The 23,507-nt window shown below is 69.9% G+C and carries 20 protein-coding genes and 1 tRNA gene; 7 read left to right on the forward strand and 14 right to left on the reverse strand.

Going from position 1 to position 23,507, the window contains the following annotated elements; genetic code table 11:
• Positions 1–108: 108 nt before the first annotated feature.
• Positions 109–606 carry a phosphoribosyltransferase gene (locus tag AB0D18_RS04365; protein WP_362412565.1) on the reverse strand — a complete coding sequence of 166 codons (498 nt, stop codon included), beginning with the start codon at positions 604–606 and terminating at the stop codon, positions 109–111.
• Between the two features lie 8 nt (positions 607–614).
• Entirely contained in the window at positions 615–1,190 is a 576-nt protein-coding gene (gene dcd / locus AB0D18_RS04370) for a dCTP deaminase (RefSeq protein WP_362412568.1), read from the reverse strand.
• A gap of 414 nt (positions 1,191–1,604) precedes the next feature.
• Between dcd and AB0D18_RS04375 the strand changes: the two genes are divergently transcribed.
• Positions 1,605–1,678: transfer RNA gene (locus AB0D18_RS04375), tRNA-Gly, on the forward strand.
• 127 nt (positions 1,679–1,805) lie between these two features.
• Here AB0D18_RS04375 and AB0D18_RS04380 read toward each other — a convergent pair.
• Positions 1,806–2,171 (reverse strand): hypothetical protein, encoded by a 366-nt coding sequence (locus AB0D18_RS04380; RefSeq protein WP_362412571.1) that lies wholly within the window; start codon positions 2,169–2,171, stop codon positions 1,806–1,808.
• A gap of 294 nt (positions 2,172–2,465) precedes the next feature.
• Positions 2,466–3,128 carry a Crp/Fnr family transcriptional regulator gene (locus AB0D18_RS04385; protein WP_362412574.1) on the reverse strand — a complete coding sequence of 221 codons (663 nt, stop codon included), beginning with the start codon at positions 3,126–3,128 and terminating at the stop codon, positions 2,466–2,468.
• A gap of 200 nt (positions 3,129–3,328) precedes the next feature.
• On the opposite strand from AB0D18_RS04385, the gene AB0D18_RS04390 reads away from it, so the two are divergent.
• The gene (locus tag AB0D18_RS04390) at positions 3,329–3,577 is read left to right on the forward strand and encodes a type II toxin-antitoxin system CcdA family antitoxin (protein ID WP_362412577.1); all 249 of its coding nucleotides are present in this window, start codon (positions 3,329–3,331) and stop codon (positions 3,575–3,577) included.
• Positions 3,574–3,975, forward strand: a complete 402-nt coding sequence (locus AB0D18_RS04395) for a PIN domain-containing protein (protein WP_362412580.1) — start codon at positions 3,574–3,576, stop codon at positions 3,973–3,975. Before AB0D18_RS04390 ends, AB0D18_RS04395 begins: the two co-directional genes overlap by 4 nt.
• Positions 3,976–4,568: 593 nt before the next feature.
• Here AB0D18_RS04395 and AB0D18_RS04400 read toward each other — a convergent pair.
• The 8 genes from AB0D18_RS04400 to AB0D18_RS04435 form a co-directional block, all read right to left on the reverse strand.
• Positions 4,569–5,507, reverse strand: coding sequence for a nucleotidyl transferase AbiEii/AbiGii toxin family protein (locus AB0D18_RS04400; RefSeq protein WP_362412583.1), 939 nt, complete (start codon positions 5,505–5,507; stop codon positions 4,569–4,571).
• Positions 5,504–6,145, reverse strand: coding sequence for a type IV toxin-antitoxin system AbiEi family antitoxin domain-containing protein (locus AB0D18_RS04405; RefSeq protein WP_362412586.1), 642 nt, complete (start codon positions 6,143–6,145; stop codon positions 5,504–5,506). The genes AB0D18_RS04400 and AB0D18_RS04405 overlap by 4 nt, the downstream gene beginning before the upstream one ends.
• 429 nt (positions 6,146–6,574) lie before the next feature.
• A complete protein-coding gene (locus AB0D18_RS04410) occupies positions 6,575–8,098 on the reverse strand; it encodes an ATP-binding protein (RefSeq protein WP_362412589.1) in 1,524 nt (507 codons plus the stop codon).
• Positions 8,099–8,649: 551 nt separating this feature from the next.
• A complete protein-coding gene (locus AB0D18_RS04415; protein WP_362412592.1) occupies positions 8,650–9,879 on the reverse strand; it encodes a type III PLP-dependent enzyme in 1,230 nt (409 codons plus the stop codon).
• A complete protein-coding gene (locus tag AB0D18_RS04420; protein ID WP_362412595.1) occupies positions 9,876–11,813 on the reverse strand; it encodes an IucA/IucC family protein in 1,938 nt (645 codons plus the stop codon). Before AB0D18_RS04420 ends, AB0D18_RS04415 begins: the two co-directional genes overlap by 4 nt.
• Positions 11,813–13,174: an MFS transporter gene (locus AB0D18_RS04425; protein WP_362412598.1), complete on the reverse strand. Its 1,362-nt coding sequence runs from the start codon at positions 13,172–13,174 to the stop codon at positions 11,813–11,815. Before AB0D18_RS04425 ends, AB0D18_RS04420 begins: the two co-directional genes overlap by 1 nt.
• Positions 13,175–13,266: 92 nt before the next feature.
• Entirely contained in the window at positions 13,267–15,045 is a 1,779-nt protein-coding gene (locus AB0D18_RS04430) for an IucA/IucC family siderophore biosynthesis protein (RefSeq protein ID WP_362412601.1), read from the reverse strand.
• Positions 15,042–16,232, reverse strand: coding sequence for an ATP-grasp domain-containing protein (locus AB0D18_RS04435; RefSeq protein WP_362412604.1), 1,191 nt, complete (start codon positions 16,230–16,232; stop codon positions 15,042–15,044). The genes AB0D18_RS04430 and AB0D18_RS04435 overlap by 4 nt, the downstream gene beginning before the upstream one ends.
• A 551-nt stretch (positions 16,233–16,783) precedes the next feature.
• Here AB0D18_RS04435 and AB0D18_RS04440 point away from each other — a divergent pair.
• On the forward strand, positions 16,784–17,635 hold the full coding sequence (locus AB0D18_RS04440) for a (2Fe-2S)-binding protein (protein WP_362412607.1): 852 nt from the start codon (positions 16,784–16,786) through the stop codon (positions 17,633–17,635).
• Between the two features lie 132 nt (positions 17,636–17,767).
• Here the strand turns inward: AB0D18_RS04440 and AB0D18_RS04445 are convergent, their stop codons facing one another.
• On the reverse strand, positions 17,768–18,790 hold the full coding sequence (locus AB0D18_RS04445) for an iron-siderophore ABC transporter substrate-binding protein (protein ID WP_362412609.1): 1,023 nt from the start codon (positions 18,788–18,790) through the stop codon (positions 17,768–17,770).
• A 137-nt stretch (positions 18,791–18,927) separates the two neighbouring features.
• On the opposite strand from AB0D18_RS04445, the gene AB0D18_RS04450 reads away from it, so the two are divergent.
• Genes AB0D18_RS04450 through AB0D18_RS04460 form a run of 3 tightly spaced genes read left to right on the forward strand, consistent with a single transcriptional unit; the run spans position 18,928 to position 22,023 of the window.
• Entirely contained in the window at positions 18,928–19,998 is a 1,071-nt protein-coding gene (locus AB0D18_RS04450) for an iron ABC transporter permease (RefSeq protein WP_362412611.1), read from the forward strand.
• Complete coding sequence (locus tag AB0D18_RS04455; RefSeq protein WP_362412614.1) at positions 19,995–21,110, forward strand: iron chelate uptake ABC transporter family permease subunit; 1,116 nt, start codon at positions 19,995–19,997, stop codon at positions 21,108–21,110. The genes AB0D18_RS04450 and AB0D18_RS04455 overlap by 4 nt, the downstream gene beginning before the upstream one ends.
• Before the next feature lies 1 nt (position 21,111).
• Complete coding sequence (locus AB0D18_RS04460; protein ID WP_362412615.1) at positions 21,112–22,023, forward strand: ABC transporter ATP-binding protein; 912 nt, start codon at positions 21,112–21,114, stop codon at positions 22,021–22,023.
• A gap of 80 nt (positions 22,024–22,103) precedes the next feature.
• On the opposite strand, the gene AB0D18_RS04465 is transcribed toward AB0D18_RS04460, so the two are convergent.
• On the reverse strand, positions 22,104–23,474 hold the full coding sequence (locus AB0D18_RS04465) for an FAD-binding oxidoreductase (RefSeq protein ID WP_362412617.1): 1,371 nt from the start codon (positions 23,472–23,474) through the stop codon (positions 22,104–22,106).
• Between the last annotated feature and the right edge of the window lie 33 nt (positions 23,475–23,507).

Here is a 23,507-nt window from a genome sequence, read left to right on the forward strand (position 1 = left end):
CCGTACGTACCGACACGACGAAGGGCCCGGAGCGAGGAATCTCTCGCTCCGGGCCCTCCCTCATGCCCTCACACGCTCACGGCCCTACTACTCGCCACCTGCCACCTGCTACGCGTCGAGAATCTGCCCGGCCCGCCGGACGACGGGCTTCTCCACGGACCACGGGAAGTTGATCCACTCGTCGGTCCGCTTCCACACGTACTCGCACTTCACGAGCGAATGCGACTTCTCGTAGACCACCGCGCTGCGCACCTCCGCCACGTGCTCCAGGCAGAAGTCGTGCACCAACTTCAGCGTCTTACCGGTATCGGCGACATCATCAGCAATAAGAACCTTCTTGTTGCTGAAGTCAATGACACTCGGAACCGGTGCGAGCATGACCGGCATTTCCAGGGTCGTTCCCACCCCGGTGTAAAACTCGACATTCACCAGGTGAATGTTCTTGACATCGAGCGCATAGGCCAGCCCACCCGCGACGAACACTCCACCCCGCGCGATGCTCAGGATGATGTCGGGCTCGTAACCGTCGTCGGCGATCGTCTGCGCCAGCTCGCGCACCGCGTGCCCGAACCCGTCGTACGTCAGGTTCTCTCGTACATCACTCATACCGGCTATCACACCTGTGTCCGATGGAAATTGAGGAAGGACCGCGAGGCCGTCGGCCCACGCTGCCCCTGGTAACGGGACCCGTACCGCTCGGACCCGTAAGGAAATTCAGCCGACGAGCTCAGCTGGAACAGACACAGCTGCCCGATCTTCATCCCCGGCCACAACTTGATGGGCAAGGTCGCCAGATTCGACAATTCCAACGTCACATGCCCGGAAAACCCAGGATCAATAAACCCCGCGGTCGAATGCGTCACCAGCCCGAGCCGCCCCAGCGAACTCTTCCCCTCAAGCCTCGAAGCGAGGTTGTCGGGCAGCGTGATCGTCTCGTAGGTCGAGGCAAGCACGAACTCGCCCGGATGCAGGATGAAAGCCTCTTCCCCGTCCGGCTCCACGAGCCGCGTCAGGTCGGCCTGCTCCACGGCGGGGTCGATGTGGGGGTACCGGTGGTTCTCGAACACCCGGAAGTAGCGGTCCAGCCGCACATCGATACTCGACGGCTGCACCATGGATTCGTCGTACGGATCAATACGTACTCGTCCGGCGTCGATCTCGGCCCGGATGTCCTTGTCTGAGAGAAGCACCCACCGAGGATACGCAGAGCGCGCGGGCCCGCCCCAATCGGACAGCCCCACGCGCCCGCCCCACTACGTACCGCTACTACTCCCCTACCTCTTCTCCTGCCCCACCGGCACGGCATGCCGCAACCGCGCACACCGCGGACAGCGAATGAGCCGCCCCGGCCCGATCCGCTCCGCTCCGAGCTGCTGCAACGGGAACGAAGAGGTGCTGAACACGTGCCCTTCGGCACAGCGGACGACGGTGCGATCCATCAAGTCCCTTCCCCAAACCACGCGTGGACGAAGCTGCCACATTAGGGGATATACAGGACGCCCCACCAAGCGGCACTCCGCACCTCCGCCCACCGCTCCCACCACCGGGATCCCGACATGGGGTACAGTGTCGGACGATGCGGCAGCCGCTCAACGGCCGTCTCTGCGGGTGTAGTTTAATGGTAGAACATGAGCTTCCCAAGCTCAGAGCGCGAGTTCGATTCTCGTCACCCGCTCCACGAAGTACACATGAAAGCCCCAGGCCAGTGGCCCGGGGCTTTGTTGTTGTCTAGACCGCATCAAGTACCGCGTGCCCGATGCATGTTCGCCGAGCGACCCTCCGACCTCCTGGCACCACGCCGGGGTTCAGATGCCGTACTGGTCCATGTACTTGTCCAGAATGGCGAGGGCCTGCCCCTTCATCCGATGCTCGGCCCGGTCGCGGGCGATCTCGGCGATCTCCTCGGGAGTGTGCCCGAGCCAGCGCATCGTGTTGATCGCGATGCTGATGATGTCGGCAACTTCACGGGCAGCAGCCTTGCTGTCGCCGACCGCGAGGTGTTCTTCCAGTTCGTCGAACTGGATGTCCGCAGCTCTGCGGAAATGGGCCAGCGGCTTATGGGTTACCTCGTCGTGCGCTTCGTCCCAGGCTTCCCACATGCCCTGAAAGGGCCCTAGTTCGTCCGCCATGACGCCTCCCTCTGTGCCGTTGGCGTGATGACTGATCGCCATGGTTCTTCATGGTGTCGATCCAGTATGCAAAGGTGCCGCCGAGGCCGGGGCGCTGGACACCTGCTCGAACGCAAGCCCCGTTCCGAGGAAGAGAAGCCCAGCGAAGACGAGGGTGACCATCCGTCGCCGCGAGAGGCGCGGGACCTCCACCTCATTGATCTTTAACCCGCCTCCCACGATGGCTACGACCACACAGAGGGCTCCCACGATTTGCAGTGTCATGCTGTCCTCCCTAGCACGCCTCAACGCTTCTCTATGTAATTTTCCATACTACTCTGTGGACGTCTACGGCCATCACAGCGTCAATCTCCGCAGTCCCTCTAGGTCATGAAGCGTGATCTGGCGCCGCCCCGTGCTAACGAGCCCCTGCTGGCGCAGCTGACGCAGTGCAATCGCCACCGCGTCCCGCGAAGCTCCGATCCTGTTGGCGAGGTCGTACTGGCTGATCGGCACATCGAGTACGCAGTCACCTTCCTTCGGGGTGCCGAACTCAGCTGCCAGCTCAAGCAGCCAGCGAGCGAGCCGGTTCTTCACTCCCAGCCGGGCCAAGAGGGACTGCTGGTCCGATTCGCGCCGACGCCAGACCGCAGCCTTGTACATGACCGGCCACAGCTGTTCCTCCGCAATGAAGGAGAGGAGAGCTTCTGCGGCGATATCAACGCCGCTCACCTCGGTGATCGTGGTGACGGTCGCAGACCTCACTTCCCCCATCAGTACGCCTTCGTCACCCATCACTTCTCCGGGCCCTCGAAGCGCGAGGATTACTTCAGCACCGTCGGCCGCGAGCTGAGTCACTTTGACGTGGCCGTGCTCGATGACCAGAACGGACCGAGAGGGCTGCCCCTCCCAGAAGATGACCTGCCCTTCGGGAAAGCGCACCTCCGTCCCTCGCTCTCGGAGGGCCCGACGCTGAGCTTGCCCCAGGACTTCGACGATCGAATGCGCTTCGCTTGCCATGCCTGTAACCGTACTAATCAGCCTCCTTCCGTGGAATGCACTACACACAGCGGCACCGGTTCCTCGAAGGAGCTGGCTTGACCAGCCAGGAAACGGCCGCCCACCGCAGCCTCCATAGGAGGCTCCAGCCGGCCCCGCCCCCAAGGTGCAGGCCGCCGAGGGCACGCCCACCAGAGCGCATACTCCGGTATGCTCTCCTCATGTCTTCAACGACTCGCATCACTGTCACGCTGCCCAACGATCAAGTGGCCGAGCTCCGCAAGCTCACGGACAACGTCTCCGGGTACGTGGCGGAAGCGGTGGCCCGCCAGATCCGGCACCAGTTGCTCGGGGATGACTTGCGACGCCACGAAGAAGAGCACGGCGGTTTCACCGAGGAGGAGCTCGCCGAGGCCCACTCGAAGATCTTTGGTGACGTCGGCACCGGCGAGCGATCGAGTGCCGCATGACAGAGCGCGTCGAGACCGTCGTCCTGGATTCCGAGGGGCTGTCGGCTTGGGTTGCGCAGGACCGGAAGGTTCTCGCGATGCTGCGGGTGTTCCACGACATAGGCGCCGACCTGGTCGTAGGGGCGAACACGATCGTGGAAGTCAGTCACGCGCGCACGAACATGCCACGCCTCAACTGGACACTGTCGCGGGTCAAGGTGGAACCGGTCACCGAACAGGCGGCCAAGGCGGCCGCCGAGCTACTGAAGGAGACCGGGCTGCACGGCCACAAGTACGCCATCGACGCCACCGTGGCGGAGGTGGCCCTGCGGCAGCCGGGACCGGTCACGCTTCTCACCTCCGACGCCGACGACATGACGAAGCTGTGCGGCGGTCGCGTCCGCATCGTCTCCCTCTGAACCATCAGAAACCTCGACTGGGGTGCCTCCGCCGACACCGCCGGTGCGAATATGGCCGGCTCGTGGCTTCACAGTCGTGTCGAGGGGCAGGACGATCTCCGGCAACCACCGCAGCAGTGGCAGGGGTTTCGTTCCAGGGGTTCGGCATGGCGAAGTGCGGTGCGCGTACCAAGACCGGCGGTCGTTGTCAGCGGAAGGTAGTGACGGGCACTTCCCGCTGCCCCGTACATCAGGGCGCCTGGTCGGCCTACGGAGTGGCCCAGCGCAAGGAGAAGGAAGCGCAGGCGAGGAAACGCGGGATACGGAAGAAGCGCTAGCGTCGGCGCCAGCGTCTTGAGGAGTCGCACCTGGGGGGCGTGCACACAGGGCCGTGCCACAACGTGCCAGTAGGGGCGGTAAACAGCGGTCACCAGGGGCTTCACCGGAGCTGTACGCGAGCACCCCCAGGTGGTCATCGCCCCAGGCCAGAAGCCATTAACCGGTCGAAGTCCAGGGTGATTCCCAAGCTCAGAGCGCGAGTTCGATTCTCGTCACCCGCTCCACACGAAAGCCCCAGGTCAGAGACCCGGGGCTTCTTTGTTGTCCAGACCCGTTCAGGGACCGTGCACTACCTGTGCTCCACCCTGGTGGTCCCAGGCAGCCGCCTCCGGGTTCCAGCAGCCTTCCGCCTGGCCCGAGAGGACCGGGTCGATGAGTGCTTTCACCAGCGCGAGCGCTTCGGGAAGTGTGCGGAATGCCTCCAGACCGGAGACGTCCTTGACCGCCTTGGCGTATCCGGCGCTCCACAGCGTGGGGTCGGGGACCTCGAAGGCTGCTGTCCGGTCCAGGGCCCGTCGGTGGTGCTCCGAGTCGAGTGCCTGGCGGAGCTTGCTGGCGTAGAGGGTCTGGGTGCGGGCTACGAGGACCAGGTCGCACAGGTCTCGGAAGCGTGTGCTCGGCCGCTCCTGGTGGCGTTCGACGATGGCGCACACCTTGTCCGCGACGCTGTCGGCCAGTGGATAGATGCGGTAGTCGGGCCGTACGAGGCCGGGGATGTCGAGGGGCACGATCGGTGCGGCGGTCTCCGCCGGGCCGGTGACCCGCACCCCGGTGACCAGGTCGATGTGGAACGACTCGAAGACACGTCGGCCGAGGAGCGCCTGCGCGGGGACCCGTACCCCTTCGATGCCCTGGACGAGACTGCGGGGCGGGGCGAGGGTGAAGGTGAAGAGGTCGCCGAGATCTCTTGCGGCCGTCCGCCGGAGTTCGGCGAGCGCGGTGGTCACGTCGGCGGCCTGCACCACCAGGTCGACATCGGCCGAGTGCCGGGCCTGGCCCAGTCGGGCGAGCATGGAGATGCCGCCCTTCAGGATCCAGCGGTGCGCGTCGTCGGCAGCGAAGCAGCGGGCGAGCAGCCGGTCGTAGGCGAACTGTCTGCGGAGCTGGCTGTGGTTGAACGGACTGCCGACGGATGCTGCCTTGAAACGGGCGGTCAGAGCCGTTTCGAAGGCGCGGGGCGTAGCGTAGGGGAAGGGGGCATCGGATGGTGTCAAGTCGCTCTCCCCTGGGGGGCGGTGAGGTGTTTGAGAAGGGCCGCACCGCTCTCTCCCGGCAGGCCATAGGCGGCTGCGTACGGTTCCATCGCCGCAGCCAGCCGCTTCCGGTCGGCGAGGCGGCGGGCGAGCAGGTCCGCGAGGACCTGCCCGATGTGGCCGCCGTCATGACGGTCGGCGAGGAGGTCCCGTACCAGGCGCACGGGAGTGGTGACCGGCAGCTCGTCCTGCCAGTCGACCTCGCTGTCCGTGAGCACGGCGGTGTGGAGGACGACATCGGTTCGCCGGCTGCGCCTGCGGCGGGGGACGGTGAACTCGTACGGCTCCGGCTCAAAGTCACCTACGCCGTACAGCACCGCCGCACTGCGGTGCGACAGCACCCCTTGACCCACCCGCCGGTCCTCTGCGATCTCACCGGGAGCCAGTTGCAGCCAGGCGATCCGTATCCCGAGATGCGCAACCACGGGAGCACCCGCGATCCGGTACACCCCGTGCCCGGCTGCCTCCAGCGCACCGTCGGCGACCAGCCTGTGCAGGTCCCACCGCCGCACCCCCTGGTGCTCCGCCTGTCGGGCCGTCAACAGGCCCCATTGGTAGAGGGAGATCTCCGAAAGCCGCCCGAGTGCCTCACTGCGCATGGCACGACAGTTGCATATCTGCAACATTCGCGCCATGGGAAATGGCCGGTCCCACCCGATCGAGTTCGCTGGCCAAGGCCGAGGCCGACTTGGGGCATGAGTGGTTTGGTCTCACGCTTCCAGTACGGCTCGGCAGCGCGGACGTCTGCGCGCGGACGGTCCCCCCCCCGGCCAGCAGCCCCCGGCCAGCCCTTCGGAGCGGTTTCCAAGGGTTAAACACGGTCACTTCCGGTCAGGCCGCGAGGCGTTCCGATCGGCGTAGGCGCAGCTCAGGACAGCACAGCCCGTCCAGCACCCCGTGATTCCCAAGCTCAGGGCGCGAGTTCGATTCTCGTCACCCGCGAAAAAGCCCCAGGTCAGGAACCTGGGGATTCGTTGTTGTCTGGACCGGATCAGGCATCGCATGCCCACTCCGTGCCTGACGCTCGGTCAATGGGGCCGTGCACGGAACGCCCCGCCGTAGAGCTCGTCGAGACCGAGGAGCAGCACGCCGTCCTCGCCCTGTGCTCCGCGTGACACCTCACGTCGCAACGAGTCGCTGAAGCCGGCTGCGCTGAAGCAGGCCAGCTGACATCGACTGGTGTCCATGCCTCGTGCGGTGAGTACTTCCCGTGCCCGAGCCAGCCTCTCCAGCTGGCTCAGCCCCATGACGGTGCCCCATTTCGCCTCTCCGAGCAGGTGGACCGCCTGCTTGCTGCCCCCGGACCCGGGTTCCACCACGGCTACGTCGATCTGCGTCTGCCGCCGCGCCACGGGGTCCGTCACCACGCCACCGCCCACCTCCCCCAGGGAGGAGCCGAGCAGGGCCCGGCCCGGACCGAGGATGTACTCACGGCACACCGTCTCGAAGTGCGGTCCGGCCACCTGCGCCGCGAAGCGTTCCGCGGACTGCGCCCACACCTCTCGCGCCTGTCCGCTTTCCAGTCGTGCCCAGGCGGGCCGCATGACCGCCTCGTAGAAATTGATCAGCGGCTCGGTGATTCTGTACTGGGACTTCCCGGCACGGAAGATGTCCGCTTCCCGTGCCAGGAGGTGACTGTCCTCCAGGACGTGGAGGGGGTGTGAGATGTCCACCGACTTGCGGCCGATGTACCCCGCGATGCCTCCCCGGGTGGAATTCCCCTGGGCCACCGCGGCAAGGACCGAGTGGTACAAGGCCGTGTCCCGGATGTCCGCTTCCTCGGCAAGCAGGTACCGGGCTTCCCGGAAGAGAGGACTGAAGGGCGAGAGGACCGTACGGCAGATCCAGTCGTCAAACTCCTCCAGGCTGGAGGGGACGTCGTCCGCGAGGAACTGCCGGCGGTACGCAGGTGTGCCACCGACCACGGCATGGAGACGGGCCGCGAGCGTGGGGGCGTCGGCGACCCCCCAGAATTCAGCGGCTGCCCGGTACCCGAAGGGCCGTACGACAAGCTCCAGCTGAGCCCGCCCTCGCAAGGGTGCAGTGCTCGCCAGCAGTCCGCCCATGACGGACATCGCTGACCCGCACAGGAGAAGCCGCATCCGGCTCTGCTCAACCTGGAACCGGTCGATCTCCCGCTGGATTATCGACGGAAGCTCCGGAGCGGTCTTCGCCAAGTACGGAAATTCATCAATGACCACAAGCAGTGGCGCCTGAGAACTTCGCGGCGAGGCCAGCCCGAACAGGTAGGAGATCGCGTCGTCCCAGGTGGCAAAGGAGAAGGGAACCGGCGACCCCACATGATCGGCAAGAGCCGCAGCGAACTGGCGCAGGGATTCCGTCTCCGTCGCCGCCGTGGCTCCGAAGTAGAAGCCCCCCTGCTGCTCCACCAAGGCGCGCAGCAAGAAGGTCTTACCCATCCGTCGCCTGCCGCTGACAATCCCGAGCATCGCGTGCGGCAGCGGTCGGCTGACGAAGGCCGCGAGAGCATCCCACTCGCCGCTCCGGTCGAAGACACGGGGCGGCTTGGCCGGGCGTGTGGAACCAGACACGAAGGCACTCCTTAGGGATGAACTCCTAAGGAGTGTACTCCTATCGATTGTGCGCTCGCATGGAAAGGGACACGCACACAGTCAGGCCGAGAAGTCCCGACCCCGAGGAAGGTCGCACCCCCGGCAGCCAGTGAAGCCACCGCCCCTCCTCCAGCTCCCGGTAAACCGCGATCACAACGACCTCTCTGGCGGAGAGGGCCGGATCCCCTGCGCTGGCCCGTCGGAAAACTCACAGGGACCGCATTGATCGCCGAGTCTGGGCTACGGCGCGACGTCGTCTACGGCGATCACAGAGCGCGAACGGGTTCACGCCCTGGTACGCGCCGTCACCGAGCTGTCCCTGGAGCTGGAGCAGGCCCGCGAGGAAGAAGCCCTTCGACAACCGCGACCTCGCCCGCCTTGTCACCCATCGCTGTGATTCCCAAGCTCAGAGCGCGAGTTCTATTCTCGTCACCCGCTCCATGAAAGAGCCCCTGGCCAGTGGCCCGGGGCTTTTCTGTTGGCCGGATCGGTCGGGGCCGGTCAGGGCCGGTCGGGGCCGGTCAGGGGGTTCAGCGGTTGAGGAAGTGGAAGGTCGGGTGGGGGTGCATGAGGAAGTCGTGGTGCGAGATGTTCCAGGCGTAGGCGCCTGCGAGGGCGAAGGTTACGCGGTCGCCTGCGCGGAGGTTCGGGGCCGGGACGTGGCGGGACAGGAGGTCCTTGGGGGTGCAGAGCTGGCCGGTGAGGGTGAGGTGGGGGTGCTGGGCCGTCGGGCGGGGCCAGGGGTGGGGCCAGGGGTCGACCGGGAGGACGGCGCAGGGCTGGTCGTGGCCCTTGGTCGCGGGGGTGCGCAGGTGGTGCGTGCCGCCGCGGACGACGGCGAACTCCTCGCCGTGGCTGAGCTTCACGTCCAGTACCTCGGTGGCGTACCAGCCGCAGTACGCCGTCAGGGCGCGGCCCGGCTCGATGCGCAGGGTGAGGTCGGGGTGGGCGGCTGCGAGACGGGCGAGCCCGACGCCGTAGGCCGGCCAGTCGAAGCGGTGGTCGGTGTGGGCGTAGTCGACAGTCATGCCGCCGCCGACGTTCACCTCGGTGAGGCGGACGCGGTGGCGGGCGGCCAGGTCGGCTGCCCAGGTGACGATGGTTTCGGCGACCGCCAGCTGTTCGGGGGCGTGCAGGCCGCTGGCCAGGTGGGCGTGGACGCCGCGTAGTTCCAGCTGCGGGTATGTGCCGTCGGTGAGCAGGCGTACGGCGATGTCGGCGTCTGCCGGGTCGAGGCCGAACGGGGTGGGGCGACCGCCCATCGCCAGGGAGCTGTCCGCCAGCGAGTCGCCGGGCACGGCGAGGTTGACGCGGAGCAGGACAGCCACGTGGCTGTCCGCGCGCCGGGCCAGGTCCGCCAGCATGTGCAGCTCGTGGACGCTTTCCACGTGGAAACGCTCCACGCCCAGTTCGAGTGCCGAGGCGATCTCCGCCGGCGTCTTGCCGGGGCCCCCGAAGGCCAGAGGGTGCTCGGGCACCGCCTTGCGGACGTGGGTGAGTTCGCCGCCCGAGGAGACCTCGTACCCGTCGACGTACGGGGCGAGTGCGGCGAGGATCTCCGGCTCGGGGTTGGCCTTGGCGGCGTAGTACAGCTCGATGTTGGCGGGGAGGGCTGCCCTGATGGTGGATACGTGGGTACGGAGGGCCACCAAGTCGTAGAGGTAGGCGGGGAGTTCGTGGGGAGCGAGGGAGAGGGCGCGGTCGCGTACCGCGGGGGTGGGGGCGGCGGTGGGGGTGGGGGTGGGGGTGGGGGTGGTCATCGGGTGCTCCAGGTGGGGTGGGCCGTCTCCGTGTCGTGGGCCGTCCCTGTGTCGTGGGCCGGCTCCGTGCCGTGGGCCGTCCCTGTGTCGTGGGCCGGCTCGGACAGCACGTCCTCGGACAGCACGTCCTCGGACAGGGGCGAGGGCAGGCGGACGTAACCCGCCTCGCGGTCGGCCTTGCGTTCCCAGCGGGTCAGTAGGTTGGCCTTCGCGGGCAGCGGCACCCCTGCGAGCAGTGCGGCGAGCCTCGGCGGGCAGCCGTACCGGTCGGCGTACGCCTGGAGGGTGGCCCGGACCCGGGCCCACAGGGCGCGCTCCGTCTGCGGGTGCAGGTCCGCGACGGCGGCGAGCAGTTCGGCGACGTGGTTGACCAGCAGGCAGTAGACGACCCGGTCCCAGCCGCGCTGAGCGTCGTACGTCATCGGGCCCGCGACCTCGGCGGGCAGTGCGGCCAGCGTGTCGGTGTGGTGCTCGGGGAGGAGCTTGGTGCCCTCCAGGTCGCGGAGGAGGACCTGCGCGGGCATGCCCTCTTCGTCGACGCAGACGATGACGTTCTGGAGGTGCGGTTCGAGCACCAGGCCGTGGTCGAAGTAGGCGGCCAGGACGGGCGGTACGAGCAGTTCGAGGTACGCCGACCACCAGGCGAGCACGGTCTCGGGCCCCGCCCCGGCGAGCAGCCGGGAGATGTGGCCGGGGCCGGTCGGGTACTCGTCGGCGACGGCCGCCGCGAGCAGCGGGGTGGTGCCGGGCAGCAGCTTCTGGGCCAGGCCCTCGCGGACGATCACGCCGAAGCCTTCGAGCAGGGCGCGGTCGGGCGAGCCGTCGGGCCCCGGCAGGAGAAGGCTCCGGTAGGCGGGTTCGCGGAGCATCGCGCTGCCGGGGAAGCGGTCGGCCAGGTCGTTCAGGACCGGTTGCAGGAGGCGGGTCAGGGCTACGGCGCCGGACAGTTCGTAACTGGCGTTCTTGCGCAGGCAGTTGGTGATGCGGACGTTCAGGCTGAACTTCAGGAACGTGTCGCCGTCGTACAGGGTGCGTACGGACGCCGTGGCGGCGAACGGCCTCCCGGCCAGACCCAGGTCGAGGATGTCGCCCCGCTCGACGGCCCCGCGCAGCCCGGGGTGGTCGCTCAGCATCTCGTACTGCCACGGGTGGGCGGGCAGTAGCCGGTAGCCGTCCGGGACGTCGGGGCTCAGCCCGTCGAGCACGTCGGCGGCACCGGGCTCGGCGGTCTCCTGCCCGATCAGGTGCTCGCGCACGGCGAGGTGGCGGAGGGCGAAGGGGGCCCCGGTCTCGGGCGCGTGGGACAGCCAGGAGGCGGTGTCGCCTGTGCGGGCCTTCGGGGTGGGGTGGAAGCGGTGGCCGAAGTGGAGGGACTGTTCGGAGGAGAGGTAGGTGGCCAGCCAGGCTTCCGTGGTGGCCAGAGCGGGGTCTGTGGTGGCCAGACCGGCGTCCGTGGTGGCCAGACCGGCGTCCATGGCTGCGAGCCCCGCGTCCGTGACCGTGGTGTCGGCCTGGTCGCGCCTGGTGGCGCGGATGCCGAGGGACGCCGTGATCGCCCGGTGGCTGGAGGCGATCTGGCCCAGGAACTCCTCGTTGCGTACACCCGTACGCAACGACAGCTCGTCCTGCGTGTACACCGCGAGCCGCCGCCAGTCGATCTCCGCCCAGCCCCCGTCGTGCTGCTCCCGCACCGGCCCTGTGAAGCGGTGGGCGCCCAGCAGCGACGTGCGGCGCAGCGCCACGCGCAGCAGCACGCCGCGGCGGGGCAGGCGCAGCAGCAGATGCCCGTCGGTGACCGCGGTCTGGTGTTCGGGGCCTGACACCTCTCTCAGGAGGCAGTTGAGGAGGGTGTGGGCCACGGCGTCGTCGGCGGTGGGCAGCCCCCGGGGGGTGGCGGTAACGGTGGCGGTGCCGAGTGAATCGGTCAGGGACATCAACGACTCCAGCGGATGCGCAGAGAGCGGAGGTTCAGGGACGAAAGGGCGACCGCGCACACGGTGACCACGGCGACGGCTGTGCCGGTCAGCACGGGTGCGTCGGGACCGAAGAGGTTGTTGCCCGCCGCGGCGGCCACACCGGCGGCGACCGCTCCGGCCTTGGAGAAGAACTCGATCGAGCCGAACAGCCCGCCGGGGGAACGCCCCTTCGCGCACTCCGCCGCCAGCACCGACAGGCAGACGAGCCCGAGCGTCAGGCCCGCGCCCAGCAGCAGCCGTACCGCTGTCAGGGCGAACAGCGAGTCGGCCGGCCCGTGCCCGGCCAGGCCGAGCGCGATGCAGGTGAACCCCAGGGCGATGCCGAGCCGGGGGCGGCGGTGGAAGGCCGAGTGCACCGCCATGGCGGTCAGCAGATAGCACAGGTGGGGCAGCGCGAAGAGAACTCCGGCCAGGGCGGGAGAGGTGCCGGGTATTCGCTGCTCGATGAGCGTCATCAGGTACGGGAAGGAGATGACGGTGGAGAAGACGAACGCGAACTCCAGGGCGTACAGGGCCGCCAAGGGGGTCCGCAGGGCAGCAGCAGCCGAGGCAGCCTCGCCCTCGGCAACCGCCGGGACCGTGAGCTGTCCCGTCAGGGGGTCCGCGTCCCCAGCAGCCGCCGGACCCGTGGGCCGTCCCGCCGAGGCAGCCGCGTTCTCAGCGACCGCCGGGTCCGTCGGTTGTCCGGTGCCTTCCCGGCGGGACGGCCCCCGCGACTCCGGCAGCGCCGCGATCAGCAGCGCCGCCGTGAGCGGCAGTACGGCGAGCAGTGCGTACTGCCGGTGTGGTGACACCCAGGGCGACAGTGAGCCGACCACTATCGGTGCGAGCACCAGTGCGGCCCGTGCGGCACCCTGCATCAGGGTGAGCGCCTTGGACAGGGCCGGGCCTTCCAGCGCCGCGCCGAGGTAGCCGTTCGACGCGGCGAACGTGCCGCCGAGGATGCCCTGGAGCACCAGCGCGGCGGTGAAGGTGGCCAGCGAGTCGGCCCACCCCGCGATCAGGAAGGACAGAGTGAGGCCCAACTGGGCGCGCAGCAACAGCCGTTTGCGGCCGAAGCGGTCGGCGAGCCGCCCCCAGACCGGGGCGCCGACCGCCGCGAAGAGGGTGGGGACGATGTAGAGCACCCCGGCCCACTGGGCGGTTCTGTCGCCGAGGCTCGGGAGGATCTCGGTGAAGTAGGGCGGCAGGCCGAGGGCGGCGAAGGACGCCACGAAGTAGCACCCGGCCACGGCGTGCACCTGGCGTCGTCCGAGGGACGGCTGTGCGGCGGCGCCCTGCGCGGCAGGCCGGACCTCGGGAAGTACGGGAGCGCTCATCGGGCGACCTCGGGAAGTGCGGGAGCGCTCATGGGGTGACCTCGGGGGGTACGGGGGCGCTCATCGGGCGACCTCGGGGGGTACGGGGGCGCTCATCGGGCGGCCGCCGTCCGCAGCAGGTAGTTCGGTCCGGTGGTGTAGTGCTTGTTGATGTCGGCGGCGCCCGAACGCTCCTTGGTGAGCAGCGATCCGGCGGTGATCATCGCCTTGACCGGCAGCTGCGGGGCGTCCAGTACCCGGGCGCGCAGTACCGCGCCGGGTTCGCCCGGTCCCACGCCGAGCCGTTCGACGGCTTCGGTGAGCCTGTCCCGTACGAGAGTGAGCAGGGTCTCCAGCGGGGCGCGGCCGCTGCGGGCCAGCCCGAAGGCGTACGCGCCGGCGCACAGATGGACGGTGATGGTGGTGAACAGGTCGGTGACCGCCTGGTCGTCCGGTCCGAAGATCCGGGCGTCGTCGAAGTCGGCCGGGGCCGGCGCGTCGGACCCCAGGGTCTCGCGCATCCGGGCGGTGTGGATGCGCGGGCCGTCGTTGTCCTTGAGCAGCAGCCGCAGCCGGGTGCGGCCTTCCGCGTCGCGGTCCAGGACGACGGAGACGTTCTGCTGGTGGGACTCCAGCGCGATGCCGTAGCCGAAGAGTGTGGTCTGCCAGTCGAAGAGGAGAGTGAGGCAGGCATCGAGCAGGGCGAGCCGGTCGCCGCCGTAGAAGCGGTCGGCGAGGTGGTCGATCACCGTCGCACCGCCGGGTGCCTCGCTCAGCAGGGCGGCCATGGGGGTGATGACAGCGTCGTCGAGTCCTGCGGGGTAGCGGCGGGCGAGTACGGCGAGGAGTTCGTGCCCGGCGTGGGCGTACACCGTTTCGTCGGCGTGCAGGACCGTGTCGCGAAAGCGCGGTTCGCGGGCGATCACGGCTTCCAGCAGGCGCTGTCCTGCGGCGCCGTCGACGAGGGTGCCCGGCTTGATGGTCCGGCGGTTGCGCAGCCCCAACGTGGCGGTGGCGAGCGGCAGTTTGAGGTGGAGGGAGGGGTCGGCGGCCAGCGCGACCGTGCGCATCGACAGGGTCGGTACGGCGTCCAGGTGCGGGTGCTCGGCGAGCACCGCACGACCCTCCAGGCCAGTGGCGCGCAGCGCTTCGAGCAGGGGAGCTCCGACCGTCAACGGATGTACGGGGAGGGCGACATGGTGGTGAAAAGGCTCCGGCAGGCCGAGGAGTGCGGGCGTGGGCCACTGGTCGGGCAGCCGGTCGTGGCCACCGGGCACGGTGACCGCCTCGCGCGGTACGGCGAGCCAGTGCAGCGCGAAACTGGGGTGGAACTCCGGTGCGTACGCGAGCAGTTGGTCGTCCGTCAGCCCGGAGCGCCCTCGCGCGGTGGGGTAGACCGGGTGGTCGTGGCGGGCGGCGAGGGTGTCGTGGGCGAGTGCGCCGGTGAGGCCGGTCCAGTCGGCCGGGTCGCCGCCGTAGCGGTCGGCGAGGCGGCCGGTGACCTCGTCGCGGGTACGGTCGTGCAGCCGCATGGTCGCGAGGGTCTGGCGGCACTCCTCGGCGAAGGCGTCGAAGCCCGCCCGGTCGGCGGGGTGCGCGAGCGCGGCCAGGGCGGCGAGCACGTCGTCGTGGGTCGTCAGCTCACGGCCGTCCGACTCCCGTACGAGCAGGGGCAGTCGGGCGGTGTACGTACTCTGGAATCCGTCCTCGGCGACCGGAAGCAGCAGGGCGCCGCCGCCGTCCTCGGGGGCCAGCCGCAGCCAGCGGCCGTCCTCCCGTTCCGTCTGCGTGGAGCGGGTGCGCAGGCCCACGACGTCCTCGCGCAGCAGTGCGCCGAGCACGCGCAGCAGCAGGGCCGCCTCCGTGTCCACGGCCGTGGTGGGCGCCGTCACGGGGTGATCACCCAGCGCTGTGCGGCGAGGAAACCGTCCGCGACGCGGTCCACGGTCTCCTGGTCGGTGCCGGTGGCCCGGAGCACGCCGACGTAGTCGCGGTTGGTGTGGTAGAGGTCGTGCCGCTCCCCGACCTGGCGCAGCGGCCGGTACGTCAACCGCACACCGTCCACGACGAGATCGGCGGCCTCGGGGGCGGACGTCAGCGTGCCCGCCCTGTCGACGTACGGGTATTCCAGCCGGGCGGCTCCGTCGGTACGGACGCCCAGGTCGGCGGGGAGCGGCTCGCCGAGGTGGGTGCGCAGGATGTGCTCGAACAGCGGGATGTCCAGCAGCTGGGCGAGCAGCAGGTCGCACTGGTCGCCGATGGCGCGGTAGTTGACCTCGATAATGCGGGCCCGGCCCTCGTGCACCACGAATTCGGTGTGGCAGGCGCCGAAGCCGACGCCGAGCGCGTCGAGTTGGGCGAGGACCTGCGCCACGACCGGCTCGGGGTGCGCGGGGACGAAGGCGAGGCGCTCCTCGATGAAGTACGGCGGGGCCGACACCTCGGTGTGGAAGCCGCCGAGCACGTGGCGGACGCGGCCGTCGCCCAGCGTTTCGAGGGTGTACAGCTCGCCCGCCAGGTACTCCTCGACGACCAGCGGGTCCTGCGGGCGGCGGCTCTGGATCTCCTTGCAGCGCAGCACCAGGTCCTCGGGGGTACCGACGAGCACCACGTCCTCGCTGGCCACGCCCTCGCGGGGTTTGACGACGCACGGGTACGGCACGTCGAGGTCCAGGAGTGCGGCCGGGTCATGACCGGCGGCCAGCTCCGTCGACCACACCGTGTCGGCGCCCGTCGCGGCGAGGTGGCGGCGCAGGTGCGCCTTGTCCTTGGCGCGCAGCGCGGTCTGCCAGGGCTTGGCGGGCAGTCCGAAGTACTCGGCGGCGAGGGCCGCCTGGGTCTGGAGGTGGTCGCTGTTGGTGAACACCGCGTCGGGCGCGTGATGGGTCGATATCCGCGTGATGACCGCACGGAAGTCGCGTACGTCGCACTCCAGGACCTCGATGTCCGGGTACGTGGCGCGGTGGGCCTCCGGCCCGTCGGTGAGGACGGTGACGTCGAGGCCGAGCCGGGCGGCGGCGGGGAGGAAGCCCTCGGTGACCGAGTCGGTGGGGTTCAGGGCGAGCAGGTACAACCGCATGGGCGGTGGCCCTTCCGGGTCGTAGGGGGGACGAGCGGCGTACGTGGCGCGGGAACGGCGGTGGGGCGCCGGTTCGCTTGTGGCCACATCGACGGCGAAAGCTTAGGTTAGGCAAGCCTAAGTATTCAACTCCCGCCCACCGCGCGGGAGGCCCGCACCCGCCTCGTGGGAGGTCCTCGGCCACCTCGCGGGAGTCCGCGCCCGCCTCACGGGAAGTCCCCGGCCCGCCTCACGGGAAATCCGCGCCCACCTCGCGACAGGTCCGCGCCCACCTCGCGGGAAGCTCGCGCCCACCCCACGGGAAGCCCGCACCCGCCTCGCGGGAAATCCGCGCCCGCCTCGCGGCAGGTCCGCGCCCACCTCACGGGAAACCTCCGCCCACCTCGCGGGAAGTCCCCGGCCCGCCTTGCGGGAGGCCCGCGCCCGCCTCGCAAGAAACCCCCGCCCGCCTCACGGGAACTCCCCGGCCCACCTTGCGGGGAGTCCGCTGGGTCATCGGTGGCCGGTCGTGATTAAGGTAAGCCTTACCTATCCGACACCAAGGAGCGCCGATGCCCCTGGCCACGGAGTCCACGACAGCCTCCCCCGCCACGTCCACGGAGTTCGCGCTCTCCGGCGCCTATCTGCGCCTCACGGCCGCGTGCCAAGCGCTGGACGTACGCGTCGTGCGCACCGAGCCCGAAGGGTGTCTCGACGGGGCCCGACTCGCCTGTGACGAGGAGGCGTTGGCCGCCTTCGTCGACGCCGAGGCCGCTCGCATCGTGGCACGTCACGGCCACGCCCCCCGCAGGGACGTCGCCGCCTCCCGCGCCCTGCACGACTACCTCTGGTCCGTCAGCCTGCTGATGAGCGGCCCCTGGTACCTGGAGCGGCGGGTACCGCGCGTCGCACCGCAGGACGTCCGCCCGGTCCTGGCCACGGCCTCGTTCGAGCTCGTTCCGGGTGCGGACTTCGCCTGCCTGCCGGGCGACCCGGCGGCCGGGTCGCCCGGCGCCCGGGTGGTGGCCGACGAGGAAGCGCTGCGGGCGGAGTTGCGCGCGGCGGTCGCCGACCACGTGGGCCCGTTGCTGACGGCCATCGGCCCGTACACGCGCCGCGGCCCGAGGACCTTGTGGGGCATGGCGGGCGACGACCTGGTCTCCGGGATCTGGTACCTCGGCCGGATGCTCGGCCAGGAGGAGCGGGCCCTGCGGGCCGCGACCGAGCTGCTGCCGACCGCCGTCCCGCCTTTCCCCGGCGGTGCCGACTTCCGCCGGCTGACGACCCCCGACGGCAGGCGGCACCCGACCCGTACCCGTCTCGGCTGCTGCATGTACTACACCCTCGACTCCGCCCAGGCGTGCGCGACGTGCCCCAGGACCTGTGACGCGGAGCGCCTGCGGAGGCTGACGGACGAGGGTTGACGGACGGGGGCTGACGGACGAGGGCTGACCGTCCCTGGCAGGTGCCCCGGGGACGCCGGCGGGCCGCCACCGGGGCGTACGGCTTCTCCGTACACACCTCATGACGGCCCGTCAGCGAGAGCTGGGCGGTGCCTACTTCGCCGGGTCGACCTTGAACGTCTTCGCCATCTCGTCGAGGACGAGGCCGGCGCCCTGGAGGGAGACGGAGGTCATCCAGACCGCGTCGTCGACCTCGTGGACCTGGCCCTTCTGCACGGCGCCGAGCCGCTTCCACAGCGGGTTGGCGAGGAACTTCTTCTTGCGCTCCTCACCGCCGGAGAAGGTCGTCATGAAGATGTGGTCGGCGTCCGCCTGCGCGATCTGCTCCTCGCTGATCTCGATGTTGAACTCCTTCGGGTCCTGCTGGTTGGCGGGCCGCGCGAGTCCCATGTCCTTCAGGATGATGCCGCTGAAGGTGGCGGGCAGGTAGATGCGCGTGGGGCCGTCGACGAAGCGGACCACCGAGAAGGTGGCGGGGGACTTGCCGTCCTTGCCCTTGACCTTGGCGTTGATCGCGTCACCGATCTTCTTGGCGCGCGTCTCGTACGCGGCCAGCTGGGTCTTCGCCTTCTCCTCCGCGCCCAGGACCTGGCCGAGGAAGGTGACGTTCTCCTTCCAGATCGGGCCCGTCGTCTTGACGAAGACGGTCGGCGCGATCTGGCTCAGCTGGGGGTAGAGGTCCTCGTGACGGACGGTCGCCGAGACGATGAGGTCCGGCTTGAGTGCGGCGATGGCCTCCAGGTTCGGGGAGGCGATCGGACCGACGTCCTTGGTGTTCTTCACCGCGTCACCGAGGTACGGGGGGAAACCCTTCTGGTCGCGGTACGAGCCGATGCCGCCGACCAGCGGGGCGTCCAGCGCGACGACGGCCTCGACCAGGCTGTTGTCCAGCGCGACCACGCGCTGGGGCTTGGCCTTGATCTCGGTCTTGCCCTTGTCGTGCTTGATCGTGCGCGGGAAGGAGGCGTCGGAGGCGGCGGCCGGCTTGTCGGCTGCCGCCTTGTCGGTGCTGTCCTCCTTGCCGCCGCCACAGGCAGCCAGCGAGAGGGCCATGGCCGCCGTGAGGACTGCGGCGGCGATCCGGCCCGGCCGGCGGCGCTGAGGGAAAGTGTGCATGGGTTCTCCAGGGACGGCGGCAGCACTTAGGCAAGGCTTACCTGAGTAGGGCGCTGTGAGAATAGCGCCTCTTCGTGGCCGAATCCATACGGGGGGTGGCCGACGGGCCGAATTAGGCATGCCTTACTTTGAGCCGCGTGACTGTGAAGCCCGCCACCGGCGGGGCCGTCTCCCCGGCCCGCCCCGCCCCACCACCCTTGCCGCCACGGCCGGTTGCCGCGCGCCTCACGGTCGCCGCGGCACTGCTCGCCGTGGTCGTCGCCATGGTCTGCGCCTCGCTGGCGATCGGCACCAAGTCGGTGCCGCTCTCCGACGTACTGGCCGCGATCGGCGGCAGTTCGGACGGCGACGCGGTGGTCGTCCGGGAACTGCGCATGCCGCGCACCTTCCTGGGCCTGCTGGTCGGGCTGGCGCTGGGTGCGGCCGGGGCCGTCGCCCAGGACATCACCCGCAATCCGCTCGGCGACCCCGGCCTCATCGGCATCAGCGCGGGCGGCGCCTTCGCGGTCGCGGCGGGCATCGGCATGCTGGGGCTGACCAGTTCGTACCAGTACATCTGGTTCGCCTTCCTCGGCGGGGCGCTGGCCGGGCTCCTCGCGTACACCGTCGGTGGCACCGGATACGGGGGTGCCACTCCGGCCAAACTCGCGCTGGCCGGGGCGGCGGTGAGCGTGCTGCTCGACGCGGGCACCAACACGCTGGTGCTGCTCGACGTCCGCACCCTGGACCAGTACCGCTTCTGGGCGGTCGGCTCGCTGGCGGGCCGCGACGCCGGACTCGGCATGGAGCTCCTTCCGTTCGTCGGCGTCGGCCTGCTGCTCGCCCTCGGACTCAGCGGGCGGCTCAACGCGCTGGCCCTCGGCGACGACCTCGCCACCACCCTCGGTACCAAGGTCAGGACCACCCGCGCCCTGGGTGCGGTCGCGGTCATCCTGCTGACCGGCGCCGCGGTCGCCGCCGCCGGGCCGGTCACCTTCGTCGGCCTGGTCGTCCCCCATGTCGTACGGGCCTTCACGGGCCCCGACGCCCGCTGGCTGGTGCCCTGTTCGGCCCTGGGCGGGGCGGCTCTGATGCTCGCCGCCGACGTCGTGGGCCGGATGGTGGCCCGCCCCGGTGAACTGGAGGCCGGTGTGATCACCGCCCTGCTGGGCGCCCCGTTCCTCGCCCTGCTGGTCAAGCGCGGCAAGCTCAAGGAGCACACCCGATGAGCGACGTGCGCAACGGCGTGCGCGGCAGCATGCGTGGCGGCATGCGTGGCGGCGTGCGCGGCGGCGTGCGCGTGGAATTCGGCCCCTTCGGCGCGTCCGTACGGCCCCGCGTCGCCCTCGTCGTGCTCACGCTCGCCGTCCTCGGCTTCGGCGGACTGATCGCCTCCGTGTCGCTGGGGACGTATGCGATCCCGGTCCAGGACGTCCTCGGTGCGGTACTGGGCACCGGGGACGGCGCGGCCGACCTGATCGTCCATCAACTGCGCCTGCCACGGGCGCTGACGGCGCTGCTGGTGGGAGCCGCGTTCGGCCTGGCGGGAGCCGTGTTCCAGGCAGTCACCCGCAATCCGCTGGCCAGCCCCGACCTCATCGGGATCGCGGCGGGCTCCGGCGCCGGCGCGGTCGGCGCCATCCTCGTCGGCGGGGTGACCGCGGCCGGTGCCGGCACCTTCGGTGCGGTGCCGCTGGGCGCGCTCGTGGGCGCGCTGCTGACGTCGGCCGTCATCTACCTGCTGGCGTACCGGGACGGCACCATCACCGGCTACCGCTTCGTGCTCGTCGGCATCGCCGCGAACGGCGCGCTCATCGCCCTCACCCGCTGGATGCTCGCCCGCGCCGACATCGACCAGGCCTCCCGCGCCATGGTCTGGCTCACCGGCAGCCTCAACGGCCGAGGTTACGAACACGTCCAGTGGGCCGGACTCGCGCTCGCCGTCCTGGCCCCCCTGGTCCTCGCCCTGGCCCGCCCGTACCAGTTGCTCCAGTACGACGACGACACCGCGCGCAGCCTCGGCATCCCGCTGCGGCACTCCCGGATCACCCTGCTGGTCCTCGCCACCGCCCTCACCGCGCTGGCCACGTCGGCGGCCGGGCCGATCGCCTTCATCGCGCTCGGCGCCCCGCAGATCGCCCGCCGGCTGACCGGCACCGCCGGCATTCCGCTGGTCACCAGTGCGTTCACTGGCGCGGTGCTGCTGGTCCTCGCCGATGTGGCCGCACGCGTCGTGCTGGCCCCGACCGAACTGCCCGTGGGCGTGCTCACCGGCGCCGTGGGCGCCCCGTACCTGCTGCTGCTCCTCGCCCGTACCAACCGGGCCGGAAAGGGAGGCTGACATGACCGCCCCACTGGACGTGCCCGCATCCGCCCCACTGGACGTGCCCGCATCCGCGTCACCGGACGTGCACGTATCCGTGGCACCGGACGCCCACGTATCCGCGTCACCGGACGTGCCCGCGTCCGCGGCTCTGCGCGGCACCGGTCTGCGCCTGGCGTACGGCGAGAGGACCGTCGCCGAGAACCTCGACCTGGAGATCCCGGCGGGCAAGGTCACCGCCCTGGTCGGCCCCAACGCCTGCGGGAAGTCCACCGCCCTGCGCGCCCTGGCCCGGCTCCTCAAACCGGCGGGCGGCACCGTCCACCTGGACGGCGAGGACATCGCATCCCTGTCCGCACGGGACTTCGCCCTGCGGCTCGCGCTGCTGCCGCAGACGCCCAGCGCGCCGGACGGCATCACCGTACGGGACCTGGTGGCCCGCGGCCGGACCCCGCACCAGCGCTGGTGGCGGCAGTGGACGTCGTCCGACGAGAAGGCGGTGGACTCCGCCCTGGCGGCGACCGGCTGCGGGGACCTCGCCCACCGCACGCTCGACGAACTGTCGGGCGGCCAGCGCCAGCGGGTCTGGATCGCGATGGCCCTCGCCCAGGACACCCCGGTCCTGCTCCTGGACGAGCCGACGACCTACCTGGACCTCGCCCACCAGGTCGACGTACTGGAGCTCGTCGCGGAACTGAACCGCTCCGAGGGCCGCACCGTGGTGATGGTCCTGCACGAACTCAACCTCGCCTGCCGCTACGCCGACCACCTGATCGCCATGCGCGACGGCACCGTCATGGCAGCGGGACCGCCCTCGGAAATCGTCACCCCTGACCTGGTGCACGAGGTGTTCGCCCTGCGCACGGCGGTCATCGCCTGCCCGGTCGCGGGCACGCCCCTGGTCATCCCGGAGGGCGGCCGCAGGACGTGACCGGGCGGACCTGGGGGCCAGGCCTGCGCCTTTGCCTGCACCCTGGGCCGGCCGCCAGGGCTTGATGTTCTGGTTCAGTGCTAAGGCTTGATGTTCTGGTTCAGGTGGAACAGGTTCTCCGGGTCGTACGTCCGCTTGACCTCGACGAGGCGGTCGTAGTTGGTCTTGTAGTTGGCCTTGATCCGGCTCTGGTCGTCGTCGGCCATGAAGTTGATGTAGCCGCCCTCCTCCGAGTGCGGGGCGGTCGCCTCGTAGTAGTCGCGTACCCAGGCGGTGTTGGCCTCGTTGTCGGCGGGGTCGGGCCACATCCCGGCGATGACGGTGGCGAACGAGGCGTCCCGGTAGGCGAAGGCCGTTGCCTCCGGTGCGACTCGGTGGCAGGCACCGTCGATGGGGTAGATGTGGACCGTCGAGTTCACGGCCGGCAGCCGCGGCCCGTGCTGCACGTGCGCGGCGATCGCGGCGTCGCTGAGGTCCGTCACGAAGTTGGCCTTCCAGTAGTGCTGGAGACCGGGCGGTACGAGAGCGTCGAAGGCGCTGTTGAGCACGGGGTACGGCATGGGGCCCACCATCTCGGCGACCACCGGCGCGAAGTCGTGGAAGGCCTGGAGGGCGCGCTCCCCCTCCTCCAGCGGGCCCGCCCAGCACGACACGATCAGGGCGAAGGGCTCTCCGTGCCGGTCCTGCGGGATGAACGGAAGCGGCGGGGCCAGCTGGAAGGCCGGGAAGGCGCCGAGTTCCTCCGGTGCGTCGCCGATGTACTCGCTGAAGGAGCGCAGCACGGTAGCGGCGTCCTCCAGTTCGAAGAGCATCGGCCCGCCGTAGATGTCCTTGACCGGGCTGAGCCGGAACTCGAAGGAGGTCACCGCGCCGAAGTTGCCGCCACCGCCGCGAAGGGCCCAGAAGAGGTCGGCGTTCTCGTCCTCGCTCGCGACGACCAGCCGGCCGTCCGCGGTCACCACGTCGGCCGAGATCAGGTTGTCGCAGCTCAGCCCGAGTCCGCGGGAGAGGTAGCCGATGCCGCCGCCCAGGGTGAGCCCGCCGACACCCGTGGTCGAGATGATTCCGCCGGTCGTCGCCAGTCCGAAGGCGTACGTCGCGGAGTTGAAGTCGCCCCAGGTGGCGCCGCCCTCGGCGCGAGCCGTCCGGCGCGCGGGGTCGACGCGTACGCCACGCATCCCGGACATGTCCGCCACGACGCCGCCGTCGCAGGTGCCGAAGCCGGGCACGCTGTGCCCGCCGCCGCGCACCGCCAGATCGAGCCCGTTCTCCCGTGCGAAGTCGACGGTGGCCATGACATCGCCCGCGTTGACGCAGCGCACGACGGCGGCCGGTCTCCTGTCGATCATGGCGTTGTAGACCTTGCGCGCCTCGTCGTAGGCATCGTCGTCAGGGGTGACGACCACCCCGCGGACCCGTTCACGCAGCTGGTCGATCGAGAGCTTGCCCATAGCAATCGCTCCTCGTGCCTGTACCCCGACCCG

The sequence above is a fragment of the Streptomyces sp. NPDC048442 genome, assembly GCF_040651475.1.
Taxonomy (GTDB): domain Bacteria; phylum Actinomycetota; class Actinomycetes; order Streptomycetales; family Streptomycetaceae; genus Streptomyces.